Source organism: Cloacibacillus evryensis DSM 19522 (assembly GCF_000585335.1).
Lineage (GTDB): Bacteria > Synergistota > Synergistia > Synergistales > Synergistaceae > Cloacibacillus > Cloacibacillus evryensis.
Genome location: NZ_KK073872.1, coordinates 586409 through 603884 on the forward strand (window position 1 = coordinate 586409; position 17476 = coordinate 603884).

Genomic DNA, 17476 nt, shown 5'->3' on the forward strand with positions numbered 1-17476 from the left:
ATGACTGTTGTTAAGGGGAATCACAGTGGTTATATAGTGAGGTTGTTCACTTTGTCCTCATTTTAGCGGCTAGCTGTCCGTTTGACATTCCCACCGGGCGCTCTTTATAATTCTCACGCGCCATTATTCATTAATGGTCTCTATAATTATGCAAGCGGAAAGAAGAGTGTTTTTGTGATGAAGTTTCTTGAAAAACTCAGTGATTTTGTGGGAAGGTATATGGCCTTTATTGTTGTTGTGGTTGCCGCGACGGCTCTTTTTGAGCCATCCGCCCTGTTATGGATAAAGACGTCGTGGATCACGACGCTGCTTATGATAGTTATGTTCGGTATGGGGCTTACGCTGGACCCCGCCGATTTCGCCGTGGTTTTTCGGAGGCCGAAGGATATTATCCTCGGGTGCGTCGCGCAGTTTACGATCATGCCGCTTTTGGCTTTCGGTCTTGGCAAGATCTTTGCCTTGGACGACGCGCTGCTTGTCGGCGTGATCCTCGTCGGGACTTGCCCGGGAGGCACGTCTTCGAATGTGATAACTTACCTCAGCAAAGGCGACGTCGCCCTCTCCGTCGGCATGACGAGCGTATCCACGCTGCTTGCCCCGGTGCTGACTCCGGCGCTGACCTATCTTTTGCTGAAACAGACCGTCTCCGTCGATATGGCGGCGATGTTCATGTCGATAGTCAAGGTGGTGATATTGCCTATCGCCGCCGGCTTCGTCATTAATAAATTTTTCAGCAGCACGACGCAGAAAGCGGTCAGGGTGCTGCCTCTGGTCTCCGTCACGGCGATCGTTATGATCGTCGCCGCGGTCGTTTCCGCCAACTCCGCGAAGATAATGACCACCGGCCTTGTTGTATTTTCGGTCGTTATTTTGCACAATATCCTGGGCTACGCGCTAGGGTATATGATCGCGGCGTTTTTAAAGGTCCCGCTTGCCAAGAAAAAGGCTATTTCGATCGAGGTCGGGATGCAGAATTCCGGACTTGCCACCAGCCTGGCGGCAAGCTCGTTCCCATCTCTTGCCCTTGCCACGGTGCCGGGAGCCGTATTCAGCGTCTGGCATAATATATCCGGAGCGATTCTCGCGAATATATATTCTCAGATGCGCGAAAAATAACGGGGGTTCTTCCCTGTGAGGATTTTTGCGCAGAAAACGGGCCCCGTCGCTTTCAAACCGGCGGGGGTCGTTTTTTGCCGTTGTTTGGGCGGCGTTGTGGGGGATTTCCCTGCTTTTTGCCCCCTGACGCATGTTAAAATATGTTCATCGGAAGTCGAAATGATCTCCGGGCAGCCACAAAATCAGATGATCGTGATGTGATGACCGGGTGAAGATTAGCGAGATCGTCAAGAGATCTAGCGCGCTCTGATGAAGGTCGGACGGAGACGATTTTAAGGCCGTAGCTACGCCGGTGTCATATAAATATTCATAGATATTTTATATTTTTTGAAATGTGGTGTTGTGTATGAAGATGGACGCTCTGAGATATAAATACCCTTCGCGCCGTACTCTAGTCTATGGCTCGCGAGGCATGGTCGCCACCACGCAGCCGCTTGCCGCTCAGGCCGGCCTGGATATGCTGAAAAGGGGCGGGAACGCGGTCGATGCCGCGGTGGCTGCGGCCGCCTGCCTGACGGTGGTGGAACCGACCAGCAACGGGATCGGCGGCGACGCTTTTGCGCTCGTATGGACGCGCGGCAGACTGCACGGCCTCAACTCCAGCGGATATGCGCCGGCGCTCGCGAACGCGGAGGAGCTGCGCGGAGCCGGCGGGGGAAAGATGCCGCTCTATGGGTGGCACGCCGTCACCGTCCCCGGGGCGCCCTACGCTTGGGCCGAGCTTAACGCCAAGTTCGGCCGCCTGCCGCTCGGCGAGCTTCTGGAACCGGCGATACACTATGCGCGTAAAGGTTTTCCCGTTTCGCCGACGGTAAGCCTGCTTTGGAAGAGAGCATTCGCCGGTTTCTCAAAGAACCTGGCAGGCGAAGAGTTTGCGCCGCTTTTTGAGTGTTTCACGGAAGGCGGGAAAACTCCTTCCGCGGGACAGCTCTGGCGTTGCGAGGCACAGGCGCGTACGCTGGAAAAGATCGCGGAGACGAATGCGGCGGCTTTTTACACCGGGGAGCTTGCGGAGGCGATAGACCGCTTTTCGAGGGATCATCATGGCTGGCTGCGGGCCGAAGACCTCGCCTCGTTCACTCCGGAATGGGTGGAGCCGATATGCGCGAACTACCGGGGCTATGACGTCTGGGAGATACCGCCGAACGGCCAGGGCATCGTTGCGCTGATGGCGCTGAACATTCTGAAAAAATTTGAATTGGCGGAGCGTGAATGCGCGCGCAGTTATCACCTGCAGATAGAGGCGATAAAGCTGGCCTTTGCCGAGGCCATAGCCGAAGTCGGGGACCCGCGCTGCATGCGCCGTTCGGTGGGAGAACTGCTTTCCGAGGGGTTCGCCGAACATGGAGCGGCCCTTGTAGACCCCTCCGCGGCGGGGCTACCGACGTCGCGCCGCCAGTCGTCCGGCGGCACGGTATATCTAGCGGCGGCTGACGGAGAGGGGAACATGGTCTCGATGATCCAGAGCAACTACCGCGGCTTCGGGTCCGGACTCTGCGTGCCGGGGACGGGAATCGCCCTGCACAACCGCGGCAATAACTTTTCTCTCGACCCGTCGTCGCCGAACTTCCTCGCCCCGGGCAGGAAGCCGTATCATACGATAATACCGGGTTTCATAACCAGGGGCAACGAGCCGGTCGGCCCCTTCGGCGTAATGGGGGCCTTTATGCAGCCTCAGGGGCACCTCCAGATGATCGCCAATATGGTGGACTTCGAGCTGAATCCTCAGGAGGCGCTCGACGCGCCGCGGTGGCAGTGGCTGGAGGGCAGGAAGGTCGGACTTGAGCAGGGTGTGGAGAATCACATCATCAAAGAGCTTGCCTCAATGGGGCATGAAGTCCACGTCGATTACGATCAAACCTCTTACGGGCGCGGGCAGATGATAATACGCGGCGGCGGAGCCCTTATAGGAGCGACGGAGCCGAGGGCCGACGGATACATCGCCGTATACTAGCGCCGGAACGCGGGATGCCGCCCCGCTCCCTGCATGATATGAGATGCAAGCTTGAATGTGGCTAATATCAGTAAGGCAGCCGTTGCTTTATCTGCGGCTGCCTTTATTATGTCCTTACGTGGGCGGTAAAGGCATAAGGGAGAGAAATTATTTTTATACTTGACTTTTCTTAAATTAGGGCTAAGCTACATGTTAATGTAATAAAAAAAAATACATATAATATCCGGAGGTGCTGTTCATGGAAATGTATGACGTTATAGTGATCGGTTTCGGCAAGGGAGGCAAAGTCCTTGCAAGTACCCTGGCGGCGCAGGGACAGAGGGTCGCGCTGGTGGAGAAGTCCGATAAAATGTACGGCGGGACATGTCCCAACGTGGGCTGCGTGCCCACAAAGTTCCTTGTCCACAGAGCGGAGATATCACAAATAAAAGGATTTCCGGAATTCGCCCAAAAGGCGGCTTTTTACAGAGAGTCGATACTCGATAAAAAAGAGCTGCGGAAGAAGATCCTTGGCAAAATGTTTAACATGTTTGACAGCAACCCCAATATCACCCTTTATACCGGAACGGCGAAGTTCGTTTCTCCGAAAGAGATAGAGATTCGCGGCAAAGATTTTACCGCCGCAGCCACCGCGGACAGGATCGTGATCGACACCGGTTCCGTTCCCTTCATCCCCCCGATCGAGGGCCTTGGCGAGTGCGGGTGCGCGTATACCAGCGAAGGCATGCTCGACCTTGAAAAGCTGCCGGAGCGCCTCGTGATAATCGGCGGCGGGAACATCGGACTTGAGTTTGCCTCGTTCTACCGCCAATTCGGTTCGGAGGTGACGGTGCTTCAGGATCTGCCGGACTTCTTCCCGAACGAGGATGCCGACGTCGCCGCCGCGGTCAAAGAGACGATGGAGCGGCAGGGCGTCAAGTTTGTCTTCGGCGTGAAGGTCCTGTCGGTGAAGAATGACGCGGAGGGCGCAATTGTGAGATACAGCGCCGGCGGCGTGGAAAGAGAGGCAAAGGGCGACGCGGTGCTCGTATCCACGGGGCGTATCCCCAATACTCGCGAGCTGAATCTGGCGGCGGCCGGCGTAGAGACGACGCCGCGCGGCGCGATAGCCGTTGACGGGAATATGCGTACGTCTGTGTCCGGCATATGGGCCATCGGCGATGTCGCCGGCAGCCCCCAGTTTACCTACATATCGCAGGATGACGCGCGTATCGTAATGGCCGATTTCAGCGGCGGCGGCAGGACAAGCGCCGGGCGCAACGTCCCCTACAGCATCTTCCTTGCGCCGCCGCTCTCGCGCGTGGGGCTGACGGAAAAGGCGGCGCTGGCACAGGGATACAAGACAAAGACGGCGGTGATCCCGGTGACGGGGCTGCCCAGATCCCACGTACTGGGGAGGTACACCGGACTGCTGAAGGCCGTCGTTGACGCTGACAGCGGCCTGATCCTCGGCGCCGCGCTGTACTGTGAAGAGTCCCACGAGCTGATAAACATCGTCACGCTGGCGATGAATGAGAAACTCCACTATACGGTGCTGCGGGACATGATCTTCACGCATCCCGTGATGAGCGAGGCGCTGAACGACCTCTTCGGCGCGGTTAAATAAAGCCTGGCCGTAAAGACCGGAGGATGTCCCGCGATGATGCGGGGAATGAGATAAAATCAAAGAGGGACATGCCGTTTATCGACATGTCCCTCTTTATAAAGAATCTGCCTTTATATGCGGCGTCATTTGCCGTATATTTTTATTCCGGCGCGCTCCGCGGCATTCTTGAGATGCGTGAGCGCCGCCTCCTGCGCCGCGGCGGCCTCTTTGGCCAAGATGAATTTCACCACGCGCCGGTGCTCCTCGAGGACGTTATGCGCCCTCTCCGGCGAGGCCATCGTCCGTATTCGCAGTTCTTTCGCCAGGTCGTGCAGCTTTCCCTGTAAAAACAGAATAAATTCTATCAACACCGGATTATGGCTCGCGCGCGCGATCGCCGCGTTGTAGCGGTCGTGGGCCTCCGCCCCCGGGGCCTTGTCGCTGACAGCCTCTTCCATTTCCCTGAAAGAGGCCATTATCTCCTCGATATCCTCCTGCGTGCGCCGCGTCGCGGCAAGCCCGGCCGCCTCTGATTCAAGCAGGGCGCGCATTTCATAGAAATAGTTTATCTCGTCCATGGAGATCGTTTCGAAGACGTCGGAAAACCTGAATGCCTGCCGGCTGCGCGCGTTCTTCACAACGATGCCGCGTCCCTGCTTCGATTCGAGGATGTCTTCATTCTTAAGGCTGGCGATGGCTTCGCGGAGAATGGTGCGGCTCACGCCGTACCTCTGGGCAAGCTCAATCTCCGGCGGCAGCTTGTCTCCCACAGTGAGCTGTCCCGATTGTATCTCGGATAAGATCAGCTTCGATATCTGAGACGACAATCTTTCCGCTTTGACCGGCATCACCGGCGGAATATTTTTTTCCAGGATTGGATCCATATGAGAACCCCTCTTTCGAAACTGCTTCCGAATCATCAATATCCTACCTTTTTATTTAGTTTATCGCAAGTATCGCCGCGCATAAAACTATTTTGATTGAATTTTTACAGAAATACAAAAAAATGTTTAAAAACTGTCTAAAGCTATTGACATATTTTTGTATGATTGTAGTATTATATTATAAAATGATCATTTAGAAAAACGTTTCACAGGCAGATGCTTTATCAAAGAGGAGTGGTTTTTTTGGAAATGAAAGAGGCGCTTATGATGCAGGGAGCCAGGACGATCATGGACAACTGCGTCTCGCTCAGGGCCGGGGAGACGGTGCTCATCGTTACCGACATGGTCCAGGAAAAAATCGCCAAGGTCTTATCGGCGGCGGCAGTGGAGCGCGGCGCGGAGGTCATCGTGAGCATAATGAAGCCGCGTAAAAGGGCGGGAGAGGAACCGCCTAAGATCATCGCCGAAAGCATGAAGCACGCGGATGTCGTTCTAATCCCCGTCAGTTATTCCGTGACGCACACCTTCGCCGTGAAAGAGGCGGCGGAGAGCGGCGCGCGGCTGTTGGTCCTCACCGATTTCACGGAAGAGATGCTCATCTCCGGCGGCATAGAGGCCGATTTCAGGTCAATCAAGCCGATTTGCAAAGGGGTGGCCGACGCCTTTACTAAGGGCAGCAAGGTTCACGTCACGACGCCGGGCGGTACCGATCTTTGGCTTGACATCACCGGCAGGCGCGGCAACGCCCTCTACTGTGTCGTAGAACCGGGAGAATTTTCTACGATACCGACGGTGGAGGCCAACTCATCTCCCGTCGAAGGCTCGGCGAACGGGCGCATCGTAGCGGACGCCAGCATTCCCTATCTTGGGATCGGCGTGCTGGACGAGCCGGTGGTCGTGGACGTAAAAGATGGATTCATCACCGACATCAGGGGCGGGCGGCAGGCTGAAGTGCTGAAAAGGGATCTTGCGAGCCACAACGACCCGAACTGCTACAACATCGCGGAGCTCGGCGTCGGCCTTAACCCCAAATGCAGGCTTTGCGGCATCATGCTCGAGGACGAAGGCGTGATCTCGACGGCGCACATCGGCATCGGCACGAGCATCACGCTCGGCGGCGTCGTCAAGGCCCCCACCCATTATGACCTTCTGATGTGGAATCCCAGGATCGAGGTCGACGGAAGGGTGATCGTCGACGGGAACGAAATTTTTATTTGAAGCGATAAGAGCTGGGCGACTCTTAAAATACGGTCCAAATTTATATTTAGGGGAGGTAGTTGGTAATGAAGAAATCGGCTCTATTGTTGGTGGTTTCGTTGTTTTTGTTCGCAAGCGCCGCCGCGTCGTTCGCGGACGCCCCATTTCATATCGGGATAGCGACGCTCACGGTTTCCCAGGCGGAGGATACGTACCGCGGCGCTGAGTATATGGTGAAAAAGTATGGTGATACCAGCAGCGGCGGTATGATCAAACACATAACCATGCCCGATAATTTTATGCAGGAAATGGAGACCACCATATCGCAGATAGCCGGACTCGCCGACGATCCGAAGATCAAGGCTATCGTCGTCGTGGAAGCGATACCCGGTACGACCGAAGCGCTGCGCAGGGTAAAGGAAAAGAGAAAAGATATAATCTGCCTCACAGGTTCCCCGCAGGAGGATCCTAACGTTATCTCCTCTGTCGCCGATTACAGCGTCGCCTCGGATAAGATAATAAGAGGATATTTAAATATTTACGCCGCGAAAAAGCTGGGAGCAAAGACTTTCGTCATTATTTCCTTCCCGCGTCACATGAGCTATGAACTGCAGGCGCGCCGCCGCGCCATCTTTGAAGAGGCGTGCAAAGACCTGGGGCTCAAGTATGTATTTGAAACCGCCCCAGACCCTGTGAGCGACGTAGGCGTTGCCGGAGCCCAGCAGTTCATACTTGAGAAGGTGCCGGCCTGGATCAACAAATACGGCAAAGACACGGCCTTCTTCTGCACAAACGACGCGCAGACGGAGCCGCTGCTCAGGCAAGTCGCGAAATACGGAGCCATCTTCATCGAACCAGATCTTCCGTCGCCGCTTATGGGATATCCCGGTGCCTTTGGCATAGACCTCAAGAAAGAGGCGGGCAACTGGCCGGCGATAATGGACAAGGTCGAAAAGACGGTCATCGCGGCCGGCGGAAAAGGCCGGATGGGAACCTGCTCATATTCGCAGTCATGGGCGACGGTATGCGCTCTTACGGAATATGGCAAGCAGATCGTCGAAAAGAAGGCGAAGCTCGGGAAGCCGAAAGATCTGCTTGAGTGCTACGATACCTATACTCCAGGCGCGAAATGGTTCATAAGGCCTTACACGGAACTTGGCACCGGCGTTACCAACAAAAAATATCAGCTCATCTATCAGGATACCTATATATTCGGAAAAGGCTATCTGAAACTCACCAGTGTCAAAGTCCCGGAGAAATACCTTAACCTGAAAAAATAATGGTTTCCCGGACGAATACGAAGTAAAAGTACCAATTAAATGATTGTCAGCGGGGGCTGCGGCTATTCACTTCTTTAACCTTCGGCGGGCGCTCAGCCGGCGGGAATTCGTTTGCCGAAGGTAATTTAAGCCGCGTAAGTCCCCTTGTCATTCCTTAGCTTTATTCAACGCGGCTCCTATTTGGGAGGAAAATCCATGGACTTTTTAGGTAAACTTGGTGTCATACGTGAAAAAATGAGAGGGAACGGCGTGGGAGCCGTTGTGCTGCCCTCGGCTGATCCGCACCAGAGCCCGTCGGTCTCGGCTCACTGGAAAACGGTACAGTGGCTCACCGGCTTCTCCGGCAGTCTTGCCATCTGCATAATATCGGCAGATGCCGCCGCTTTATGGACGGACGGCAGATACCTCCTGCAAGCGCAGAGAGAGCTTGAGGGGAAAGATGTGGAAATTTACATCTCTTCCGATCCTGACGCCCCTGATTATACGCAGTGGATATGCGGCCATATAAAAGACGGGGAAACGGCGGTTGTCGATAAGAGCCTGATATCCGCGGCTGAATATAACTCTGTTTCTCAAAAACTTGCCTTGAAAAATATAAAAATAGACGACTACGATGATTATGTAGGAGAATTTTGGAAAGAGCGTCCGCCAATATCGCGTGAACCTTTATTCGAACTTGCCGACGCTTACGCTGGTGTTTCAAGAAAAGCAAAGGCCGAATCAGTTCGGGCAAAGATGAGGGAGAAACAAGCCGACTGCTATATCGCCTCTTCTCTGGACGCCGTCGCCTGGCTGACCAATCTGCGCGGCGGCGACAATCCGATATACCCGCTCTTTCACTCCTACCTTTTATTTACGGAAGAAAATATTTGGCTCTGCGCGGAGCTTTCCAAGGTCGGCGCGGATATCGCGGAGAAGTTAAAGAGCGACGGCTTCAGACTCTGCGGGCTAAATGACATATTTGCCCTGGCCGCGGTTGAAACCGTGGGAAAAAGGGTGTATTTGGATAGGTACAAAACTTCCGCGCGGCTCTGTGATTCGCTGCCGCAGAAATCCTCCGTAGTAGAGGGCATCGACTTGATCACGTCGATAAAATCGAAAAAAAGCGAAGCCGAACGTGAGAATATACGCCTCAGCAATATCAAGGAATGCGTCGCTCTCTGCCGCCTCATAAAATATATCAAGGAAAATGTCGGCAAGAGCGCTATGGACGAATATGGCATTGGACAAAAGGTCAATGAATTTCGCGCCATGGATCCGCTTTTTATGCGTCCGGCGAATGTGCCGATCGTAGCGGTTTCGGAGAACGCGGCCCTGCCTCACTATAAACCGCGGCAAGGCGCCAGTCGGGCAATTGAGCCCAATGGTTTTCTGCTCTTTGACCTTTGCGCGCATTATTACACCGGCAGCACCGATATAACGCGCACGATCCAGATCGGCCCCTTAAGCGATGAGATGCGCCGCGATTATACCAACGTGCTCAAAGCCCATATATCTCTCGCCACTCTTGTTTTCCCCTTTGGGACTACCGGTTTCGTCATTGACGGCATCGTGAAATCGCACCAGTGGCGCAGACGCATGAACTATGACACCGGCACGGGGCATGGTATAGGCTATTGTCTTGACATTCATGAAGGGCCGTGCAAGATCGTGAGCGAATTCAGCCCGCTTTTTCCGTATGCGATGACTGTCCCGCTTGACGTTGGCATGCTCTTTTCAAACGAACCAGGGGTATATAAGAAGGGCAGGTTCGGAGTCCGCCTTGAAAATAATATCATGGTCCGCGAGGATTGCGTCAATGAATTCGGCCGTTTCTTAAAATTTGAGACGCTCACTTATTGTCCATTTGAACGCGGCGCGATAGTCAAAGAGATGCTGACCGAAGAAGAGCTTGAATGGCTTAACGCGTATCACAGGAAAACATACGTAATACTGTCGCCATGCCTTAACGCCGAGGAAAAAGCATGGCTCAAAAACGAGACGGCGGAAATGTAACGAAAGAGGTGAGTAAAATGTCCGAGAAAGCTCCTCTGCTGAGAATAGAAAACATAGGGAAAGATTACTTTGGAAATTGTGTCCTTCAGGATGTCACTTTCTCCCTGAAAGAGGGTGAAATCATGGGATTGGTCGGAGAAAACGGCGCCGGCAAATCAACGCTTATGAACATTCTCTTTGGTATGCCTGTAATTCACCAAACGGGAGGTTATACCGGCAAGATCGTTATGGATGGCGAAGAGGTCTGCTTTAAAGATCCGACAGACGCGCTTAATGCGGGTATCGGCATGGTGCATCAGGAATTTTCCCTTATACCAGGCTTCAGCGCGACGGAAAACATCCTGCTCAACCGCGAATCGACAAAATATAACCCGCTGGTGGAGGTCTTCGGCGACCGTTTGAAGACGCTTGACAGAGCCGATATGAAAAAAAGGGCCGAAAGCGCCATCCGTACCCTGGGCGTGGATCTGAAGGCGGATACGCTCATAAGCGAGATGTCGGTCGGCCATAAACAATTTACCGAAATAGCCAGGGAGATAGACCGCAGCAAAACGCGCCTGCTCGTTTTAGACGAGCCTACGGCCGTGCTTGCCGAATCGGAGGCGGAGGTGCTCATTTCCGCGCTCAAAGCCCTTGCCGGCCAGGGCATCGCGATTATTTTTATCTCTCACAGACTGCAGGAGATCATAGAACTGTGCGATAAATTCGTGGTCCTGCGTGACGGGCGCGTAATCAAGGAATCGCCGGCGGCAAACTCCAGCGTGCGTCAGATAGCAAGCTGGATGGTAGAGCGCAAAACTGACGGTGCGGAAGACATTTCCGCGAAAGAGAGAACTCGCACGATCGGCGGCGTGCTGCTGAAAACGGAACACCTTTGGGTCGATATGCCGGGAGAGACTGTCCGCGACGCCTCCCTTGAAATACATGAGGGCGAAATATTTGGTATCGGAGGTCTTGCCGGACAAGGGAAGGTCGGCATCTCCAACGGCATTATGGGACTTTGCGCGGCGGGAGGAAAGGTTTACCTACGCGGCAAAGAGATAGTACTCAACGATCCCCAGGCTTCGTTAAAAGAAGGCATGGCCTTTGTTTCCGAGGATCGCCGCGGAGTCGGTCTCCTGCTGAAAGAGGGGATTGACTGGAATATCGCCTTCACGGCTTTACAGGTGCAGGAAAAATTCTTGAGAAGCTTTTTAAGCGGTTTGGTCAAATGGAGGGACGACCGGGCAATAGAAAAATGCACGCGGGAGTATATAAGTTCGCTGAAAATACGCTGTACCGGCCCTAAACAGAGGGCGATCGAGCTTTCGGGCGGCAACCAGCAAAAGGTTTGCCTGGCAAAAGCATTTGCCGTAGCCCCCGATATTTTGTTTGTTTCCGAGCCGACGCGCGGGATAGATGTGGGCGCGAAAAAACTGGTGCTCGATACTTTGCGCGAGGCCAATGAAAAACATGGCACGACGATTATCATGACCTCTTCGGAACTGGAAGAGCTGAGGTCCGTCTGCGACCGTATCGCGGTCGTCAACGAAGGAACAGTGTCCGGGATACTCCCCGCGCAATCGCCGGCGGAAGAATTTGGTCTCATGATGTTGGGACACGCAGGCGTTGGTTCGCCAGAAAGTCAGGTGGCGTGATGAATGATAAATTGAGAAGTTTTATAGAGAGCGCAGGTTGGCCGCGGATCATCATCGCGCTTTTCCTGCTCTCCCTTTTTATCGCTGCGCCGTTCGTCGGCGTGCGCATAGACGCGTCCCTATCCGACACGTTGGTGCGCGTGGGCATGAACGGCATACTCGTACTTGCCATGGTCCCGATGGTCCAGTCAGGCTGCGGCCTAAACTTCGGCCTTCCTCTCGGCATCATCGCCGGCCTGCTTGGAGCGGTGACTTCGATTCAATTAGGCGTCGCAGGGCCGGCTGGGTTCCTGGCGGCCATCGGCATCGCCGCCCCCATCGCGGCGGCGTTCGGATGGCTTTACGGACAGCTCCTGAATCGGGTCAAGGGCGATGAAATGATGATCGCCACCTACGTAGGTTTTTCATCTGTGGCGCTGATGTGCATCGCATGGCTGCTGCTGCCTTATACCAGCCCCACGATGATATGGGGGTACGGAGGATCTGGACTCAGGACCACCATCAGCGTGGAAGGCTTCTGGCTCAACGCGCTGAGCAAATACCTGCATATACAGATTGGGGAATTTTTTTACTTCCCTGTCGGTATGTATATATTTTTCATCCTGACGGCCCTGACCGTCCATGGGTTTTTTCACACGAAGACGGGCACGGCGATGACGGCGGTAGGCTCCAACCCGGAATTTGCCAGGGCTTCGGGGATAAATGTGGATCGGATGCGTACGATATCTGTCATTCTCTCTACGCTCCTCGGCGCTTTGGGAATCCTGGTATACGAGCAGAGCTTTGGCTTCATTCAGCTCTATATGGGACCTTTCTACATGGCATTCCCGGCGGTGGCCGCGATACTTCTGGGAGGGGCTTCCGTCAATAAGGCCACGATCGTAAACGTCGTTGTCGGAACATTTCTGTTCCAGGGGATACTTACCATGACCCCGTCAGTCATCAACAGCGTGATGCAGACTGACATGTCGGAGGTCATACGCATAATAGTCAGCAACGGCATGATACTTTATGCGCTTACGCGGAAAGTGAAGGTGAAACGCTGATGGCAAATAAAATGAAAGGGCGCTGCGCAAAAGACCTCCTTGCCGATTACGCGGTGCCGATAGTTTTTCTGGGGCTCTCCGTGGTCGCCATCCCTCTTTCAGGTTTTTCTGCCGTTTATCTCATTCAGGAGATGCTTACGCGCCTGGCCAGAAATTCTTTTCTAGTGCTGTCGCTGCTGATACCGATCTTTGCCGGCATGGGGCTCAATTTTGGAATGGTGCTCGGCGCCATGGCCGGGCAGATAGGCATGATCTTTGTGACGGATTGGGCCGTATCAGGCTGTTATGGGATGCTGTTGGCGGCGTTGGTGGGAATGCCGATAGCGATAGTGCTGGGGTGTATCTGCGGCGCGGTTTTGAACCGGGCCAAGGGCAGGGAGATGGTTACGTCATATATCCTCGGCTTCTTCATAAACGGCATCTACCAGATGGTCGTCCTCTACGGCATGGGCAAAATTTTCCCCATTTCCAATCCGCAGCTTGTGTTGTCGCGCGGGTACGGCATACGCAACGCAATCAATCTTACCGGACTCCGCCATGTGTTGGACAACCTGATCCCGCTCAAAGTATATGGTATAGACGTTCCGCTGGCCACATTCATTTTGATCGGTTTCTTCTGCGTGTTCATCGTGTGGTTCAGGCGGACGAAACTGGGGCAGGATATGCGCGCGCTGGGGCAGAATATGGCGGTGGCGGAATCCGCAGGAATCCCGGTGGAACGCACGAGGATCATCGCCATTTTGATATCGACGGTGCTCGCCTGTTTTGGGCAGATAATATTTCTGCAAAATATCGGTACGATGAACACATACAACAGCCACGAACAGGCCGGCATGTTTGCGATAGCGGCCATACTCATCGGCGGAGCCTCCGTGAGCCGCGCCACGATCAGCAACGTCTTTGTCGGCGTGGTCCTTTTCCATCTGATGTTCCTGGTATCGCCTATGGCCGGAAAGGAACTTATCGGGCAGGCACAATTGGGAGAATACTTCAGGGTGTTCGTCTCCTATGGGATCATCGCCCTAGCGCTCGTCCTGCACGCTTGGAAACGCCAGAGGAATAAAATCGAGGCTCGCAGGAGCCTGAGAGGGGAATCATAATGTCGTCAGCGACAAAAATCAAGGGCAGGCAGACAATGATCTGTATCATCATGACGGCGTTGTTGGTCCTGCTGGGGTGCGCCCTGTTTTATTATGGGAAAGATCATGACATCATATTAGATAATAAAAGTGTTGTGATAGATGGCGTGTGCTACGAGGCCATTCCATATCTGACTGCTGCGATAGATGGAAATTCTGAAACGGAGCTTGAGTTTTATCCTGACGACCGCGATATGGCGAAGGTTAGCGGTCCGCGTCACACAATAAAAATAGCGGTCGTCAACGAAGAGACCGAGGAAATCGTAAAAACGGTCGAGAGGACGCTCTCGCTGGGTATATCTCCCTCCGTGATGCTTTCGCTGCCGGCCGTCGTGGCGGAGGCCTCCGACGTGATGCTGCCGCTGCCGAAAACTAACGCGCCCCAGGATGACGGCAACAGCGAAGAAAACGCGGAAGAGAGCATGTAGTTTGCAAAAACATGTCCATAGTTTTGCAGTGCGGGAAGAAGCCGCCTGGCTTATACAGGCGGCTTCTTCTTGAGGATCGGTCATTAGGCAAGTTGTTGCCTTTATTTTTCACGCCTCGTCATCTCCGCGAGTTTTGCGGTGAAGCGGCGGTCGTCCTCCTTCGTCCTTTTCGCGGGGCCCTTTGTGCGGCCGCCGGCGCGGCGGTACTTGGCCTTTAGTTCGCGCTCTTCCAGGCTGGCCTCCATCTGTTTCCCGACGTATTCGAAGCCCGTGGGGCCGAGCGCTCTTGCGCCCTTTGCGAGCGCCATCGCGGCGAGGCCGATGTCCTGCGTTATGACGATGTCGCCGGCGCGCGCGAGGTTTATTATCTTCAGGTCCGCCTCCTGCGGATCTCCGCCCACGGTGATGTGGTGCTCCGAGGCGATCTCGTGGTTGAAGTTTGCGACGGTTATCAGCTCCGCGTTTGCCGCGGCGGCGGTCTTCGCTGCCGCTTCAAAGGCGCCGCGCGGGCAGGCGTCGGCGTCGATTATTATCCGCACTCAGCCCTTCATGCAGCCGCAGATCTCGGTGTTGTCCCCCGAAGCCGGCTCGGCCTTTATCTCGGTTATCTTGATGCGTCCCTCCCGGTGGAGGGTGAGCGCGAGTGAAATGATGGTCGCGGGCGTAACGCCGATGTTCTGCGCCAGCTCGTCGGGATAGAGGCCGCCCTCTTTCTCCACGGCGCTTATGATGGCGTCGCCGAGGCAGTCCACCCACTGGGAGAAGAGCTGCTGCATTTCGGGAGTGTTGGAGGCCGCGAGCTGGCTTACCCTCACCACCGAGTCGAATATGCGCGCGGAAACAAGTTCAAGGGACTTCACTAGCTGTTTCATGTCCTGGTCTTCGAGATTTTTTATATCGAGATTCATAGAAATTCCCTCCTTAACGGTATGTCTTTCATGCCGCTGTGAATTATAATATAAATCAGCACTTTGAGAGAAGGGATGGAATTTTTATGTCCGTTGTAACAATAGATGATAAAAAGATCGGCGTCCTCTCCGATACGCATGGAAGTTTCCCCGCCTGGCAGAAGGCGCTCGCGCTTTTCGGCCCGGAGGTGCGGACTGTCCTGCACGCTGGGGACGTGCTTTACCACGGCCCGCGCAACAGCATTCCCGGCGGCTACACCCCGGCGGACCTGCTGGAGGCGATAAACGGCTTTCAGCGGGACGGGGGACGGGTGCTGCTCGCCGAGGGCAACTGCGACGCCGCCGTCGACCGCATGGTGCTAGATCCCGAGATGGAGAAATATGTCTCGCTGGTATGGCGCGGCAAGAAGATACTCATGATGCACGGGGACAATTTTCCGCTGCTGCGCGAGATGGCGCTCCATAACGGGGTGGATCTGGCGATATCCGGCCATACTCACGTCGGCTCGCTTGTGCGCGAAGGCGGCGTCATTTTTCTCAATCCGGGCTCCACGACGATCCCCAAGGGGCGGGACCCGGAGAGCGCCGCGCTGCTCGACGACGAGGGCATCAGGATAATGACGCTTGACGGAGGGGAACTTCACTTTGAAAGATGGTAAGAGCGGGATGTATCCGGTGTTCAGGCCGCGCAGGTTTTGGACGTCGGTGCTTTGGCTCGTTTTCCTCGCGGCCGGTTCCGCTTTCAGCTGCGTCTTCGGGATATTCGCCTTTTTCACGGCGGTGCTGGTGTCGGTATTTATAGGGCTGAACGAGTTTGGTCGCTGGTCGTATAAGACCAATCTCGTGATCTGTGCTGGCACCTCCGTCGTGGTCGCGGTGGCCGGGGTATTCACATGGATGGAGATCGCGTCGCTTTTCGTGCTCTTTTTTGCGGTGAGCGCCTACCTGCTCTATTTCAGAGACCGTGCGAGCCGCCTCATTCCCTCGCTTGAAGCTTTTGCCGCCTCTCTCGCGAAAGCGCCGGATTTTGATTCTATAATTGAGAGTGCCTGGCGCGGCATACAGGAGATGGCGCCGGAGGCCGCGGTTTTCATCGTCCTCGCCGATATTGAGGGGTGTTTGTATGTGCCGGACCATTTCGATGTACCGGGGCGCGCGCTTAAGAGAAACGGCGGCACTCCGTGGAAGGTCTTTGCCTCGGGGCGTCCGATGAACGTTATCCGGGTGTCGACCGGGCGCGACCAGCCGCTGGACCGCGACGCGCTCTCGCTGATCTCGGTCCCGATCACGGCGCGGGGCGAAAAGCTCGGCGTGCTTCAGCTTGAGGCCGGCACGGCGGGCGCCTTCAGCGAGGAGGATGTGGCGAAGCTCTCTCTCGCGGCGATGATCATCGGCCACGAGCTCTATATGTTTGAGTCTTCCGAAGCCGTCGTAAGGGAGGCCGATGAAGATGATCCTGATTGATATGCATGTGCACAGCTGTTATTCCGACGGTACTTTCACGCCGGAGCAGCTCGTGTCGGCGGCGCGGCGGCGCGGACTTTCGCTGCTCTCTCTTACCGATCATGACACGACCGCCGGGCTGGGGCCGCTCATGAGGGCCTGCGCCAAAGAGGGGATCAAGGGGCTCTGCGGCATTGAGCTGTCGGCTGAGGCCCCCTTCACGCTCCATATATTGGGCTACAGGATATCGCCGGGCGCGGGCAGGCTGGAAGGCCGGCTTGATTATATCCGCGGACGGCGCGACGCGCGCAACCTCATGATGTGCGAAAAGCTCCGCGCGCTCGGCCTTGGCGTCACCATCGAAGAGGTGCGGGAAATTTCGGGCGGAGAGGTGGTCGCGCGTCCGCATATAGCGCGGCTTTTGATAAATAAAGGCTATGTGGGCAGCGTGGCGGAGGCCTTCGCGAAGTACCTCGCGAGGGGGGCCGCCGCCTATGTTTCGCGCGAGCGGCTCTCCGCCGAGGAATGTATTTCGCTCATCCGCGAGGCGGGCGGCGTGGCCGTTCTCGCTCACCCGTTTCAGTGCCGGCTGGACGACGACGGATTGGCGGCGCTGCTTTGCAGGCTCAGGGATGCCGGGCTCTGGGGGATGGAGGCGATCTACGGCGCAAATTCGCCGGAGACGACCTACCGGCATTTGAAGATGGCGGGGCGGTTCGGCCTGTACACGACGGCGGGCTCGGATTTTCACGGCGGCAACAGCCCGGGGATAGAGCTGGGCATGCCGGTCAGCGATGATATTTTGCCGTGGGCCAGGCTGGGGATAAGATAAAATATGACGATTATCGGACGAATATCGGCAGG

At 55.3% G+C, this 17476-nt stretch carries 16 protein-coding genes; 13 read left to right on the forward strand and 3 right to left on the reverse strand.

Annotated features, from left to right (window positions below):
• Window positions 1–177 precede the first annotated feature (177 nt).
• The 3 genes from CLOEV_RS02520 (at window position 178) to CLOEV_RS02530 (ending at window position 4676) form a co-directional block, all read left to right on the forward strand.
• Window positions 178–1116, forward strand: a complete 939-nt coding sequence (locus tag CLOEV_RS02520; protein ID WP_008709610.1) for a bile acid:sodium symporter family protein — start codon at window positions 178–180, stop codon at window positions 1114–1116.
• Window positions 1117–1462: 346 nt separating this feature from the next.
• Window positions 1463–3070: a gamma-glutamyltransferase family protein gene (locus CLOEV_RS02525; RefSeq protein ID WP_008709611.1), complete on the forward strand. Its 1608-nt coding sequence runs from the start codon at window positions 1463–1465 to the stop codon at window positions 3068–3070.
• Between the two features lie 238 nt (window positions 3071–3308).
• Window positions 3309–4676 (forward strand): dihydrolipoyl dehydrogenase family protein, encoded by a 1368-nt coding sequence (locus CLOEV_RS02530; RefSeq protein WP_008709612.1) that lies wholly within the window; start codon window positions 3309–3311, stop codon window positions 4674–4676.
• Between the two features lie 122 nt (window positions 4677–4798).
• Here the strand turns inward: CLOEV_RS02530 and CLOEV_RS02535 are convergent, their stop codons facing one another.
• Window positions 4799–5539 carry a FadR/GntR family transcriptional regulator gene (locus tag CLOEV_RS02535; protein ID WP_008709613.1) on the reverse strand — a complete coding sequence of 247 codons (741 nt, stop codon included), beginning with the start codon at window positions 5537–5539 and terminating at the stop codon, window positions 4799–4801.
• A gap of 249 nt (window positions 5540–5788) precedes the next feature.
• On the opposite strand from CLOEV_RS02535, the gene CLOEV_RS02540 reads away from it, so the two are divergent.
• The 7 genes from CLOEV_RS02540 (at window position 5789) to CLOEV_RS02570 (ending at window position 14261) form a co-directional block, all read left to right on the forward strand.
• Entirely contained in the window at window positions 5789–6757 is a 969-nt protein-coding gene (locus CLOEV_RS02540; RefSeq protein WP_034445164.1) for an aminopeptidase, read from the forward strand.
• Between the two features lie 65 nt (window positions 6758–6822).
• Window positions 6823–8016, forward strand: coding sequence for a DUF3798 domain-containing protein (locus tag CLOEV_RS02545; RefSeq protein ID WP_008709615.1), 1194 nt, complete (start codon window positions 6823–6825; stop codon window positions 8014–8016).
• 195 nt (window positions 8017–8211) lie between these two features.
• The gene (locus tag CLOEV_RS02550) at window positions 8212–10011 is read left to right on the forward strand and encodes a M24 family metallopeptidase (protein WP_008709616.1); all 1800 of its coding nucleotides are present in this window, start codon (window positions 8212–8214) and stop codon (window positions 10009–10011) included.
• Between the two features lie 17 nt (window positions 10012–10028).
• Window positions 10029–11648, forward strand: coding sequence for a sugar ABC transporter ATP-binding protein (locus tag CLOEV_RS02555; RefSeq protein ID WP_008709617.1), 1620 nt, complete (start codon window positions 10029–10031; stop codon window positions 11646–11648).
• The gene (locus tag CLOEV_RS02560; protein WP_008709618.1) at window positions 11648–12694 is read left to right on the forward strand and encodes an ABC transporter permease subunit; all 1047 of its coding nucleotides are present in this window, start codon (window positions 11648–11650) and stop codon (window positions 12692–12694) included. Before CLOEV_RS02555 ends, CLOEV_RS02560 begins: the two co-directional genes overlap by 1 nt.
• Entirely contained in the window at window positions 12694–13794 is a 1101-nt protein-coding gene (locus tag CLOEV_RS02565) for an ABC transporter permease (RefSeq protein WP_008709619.1), read from the forward strand. Before CLOEV_RS02560 ends, CLOEV_RS02565 begins: the two co-directional genes overlap by 1 nt.
• A complete protein-coding gene (locus CLOEV_RS02570; protein ID WP_008709622.1) occupies window positions 13794–14261 on the forward strand; it encodes a DUF6672 family protein in 468 nt (155 codons plus the stop codon). The genes CLOEV_RS02565 and CLOEV_RS02570 overlap by 1 nt, the downstream gene beginning before the upstream one ends.
• Window positions 14262–14362: 101 nt before the next feature.
• On the opposite strand, the gene CLOEV_RS02575 is transcribed toward CLOEV_RS02570, so the two are convergent.
• Together CLOEV_RS02575 and CLOEV_RS02580 are read right to left on the reverse strand one after the other, a co-directional pair.
• The gene (locus CLOEV_RS02575) at window positions 14363–14800 is read right to left on the reverse strand and encodes a YaiI/YqxD family protein (protein ID WP_008709623.1); all 438 of its coding nucleotides are present in this window, start codon (window positions 14798–14800) and stop codon (window positions 14363–14365) included.
• Window positions 14801–15169 (reverse strand): hypothetical protein, encoded by a 369-nt coding sequence (locus CLOEV_RS02580; RefSeq protein WP_008709624.1) that lies wholly within the window; start codon window positions 15167–15169, stop codon window positions 14801–14803.
• 86 nt (window positions 15170–15255) lie between these two features.
• On the opposite strand from CLOEV_RS02580, the gene yfcE reads away from it, so the two are divergent.
• From yfcE to CLOEV_RS02595, 3 genes are read left to right on the forward strand one after another with little or no spacing between them, the layout of a single operon-like run.
• Window positions 15256–15828, forward strand: coding sequence for a phosphodiesterase (yfcE, locus tag CLOEV_RS02585; protein WP_008709625.1), 573 nt, complete (start codon window positions 15256–15258; stop codon window positions 15826–15828).
• Window positions 15815–16633 (forward strand): GAF domain-containing protein, encoded by an 819-nt coding sequence (locus tag CLOEV_RS02590; protein ID WP_008709626.1) that lies wholly within the window; start codon window positions 15815–15817, stop codon window positions 16631–16633. Before yfcE ends, CLOEV_RS02590 begins: the two co-directional genes overlap by 14 nt.
• Complete coding sequence (locus CLOEV_RS02595) at window positions 16620–17444, forward strand: PHP domain-containing protein (protein ID WP_008709627.1); 825 nt, start codon at window positions 16620–16622, stop codon at window positions 17442–17444. Before CLOEV_RS02590 ends, CLOEV_RS02595 begins: the two co-directional genes overlap by 14 nt.
• Window positions 17445–17476: the final 32 nt, after the last annotated feature.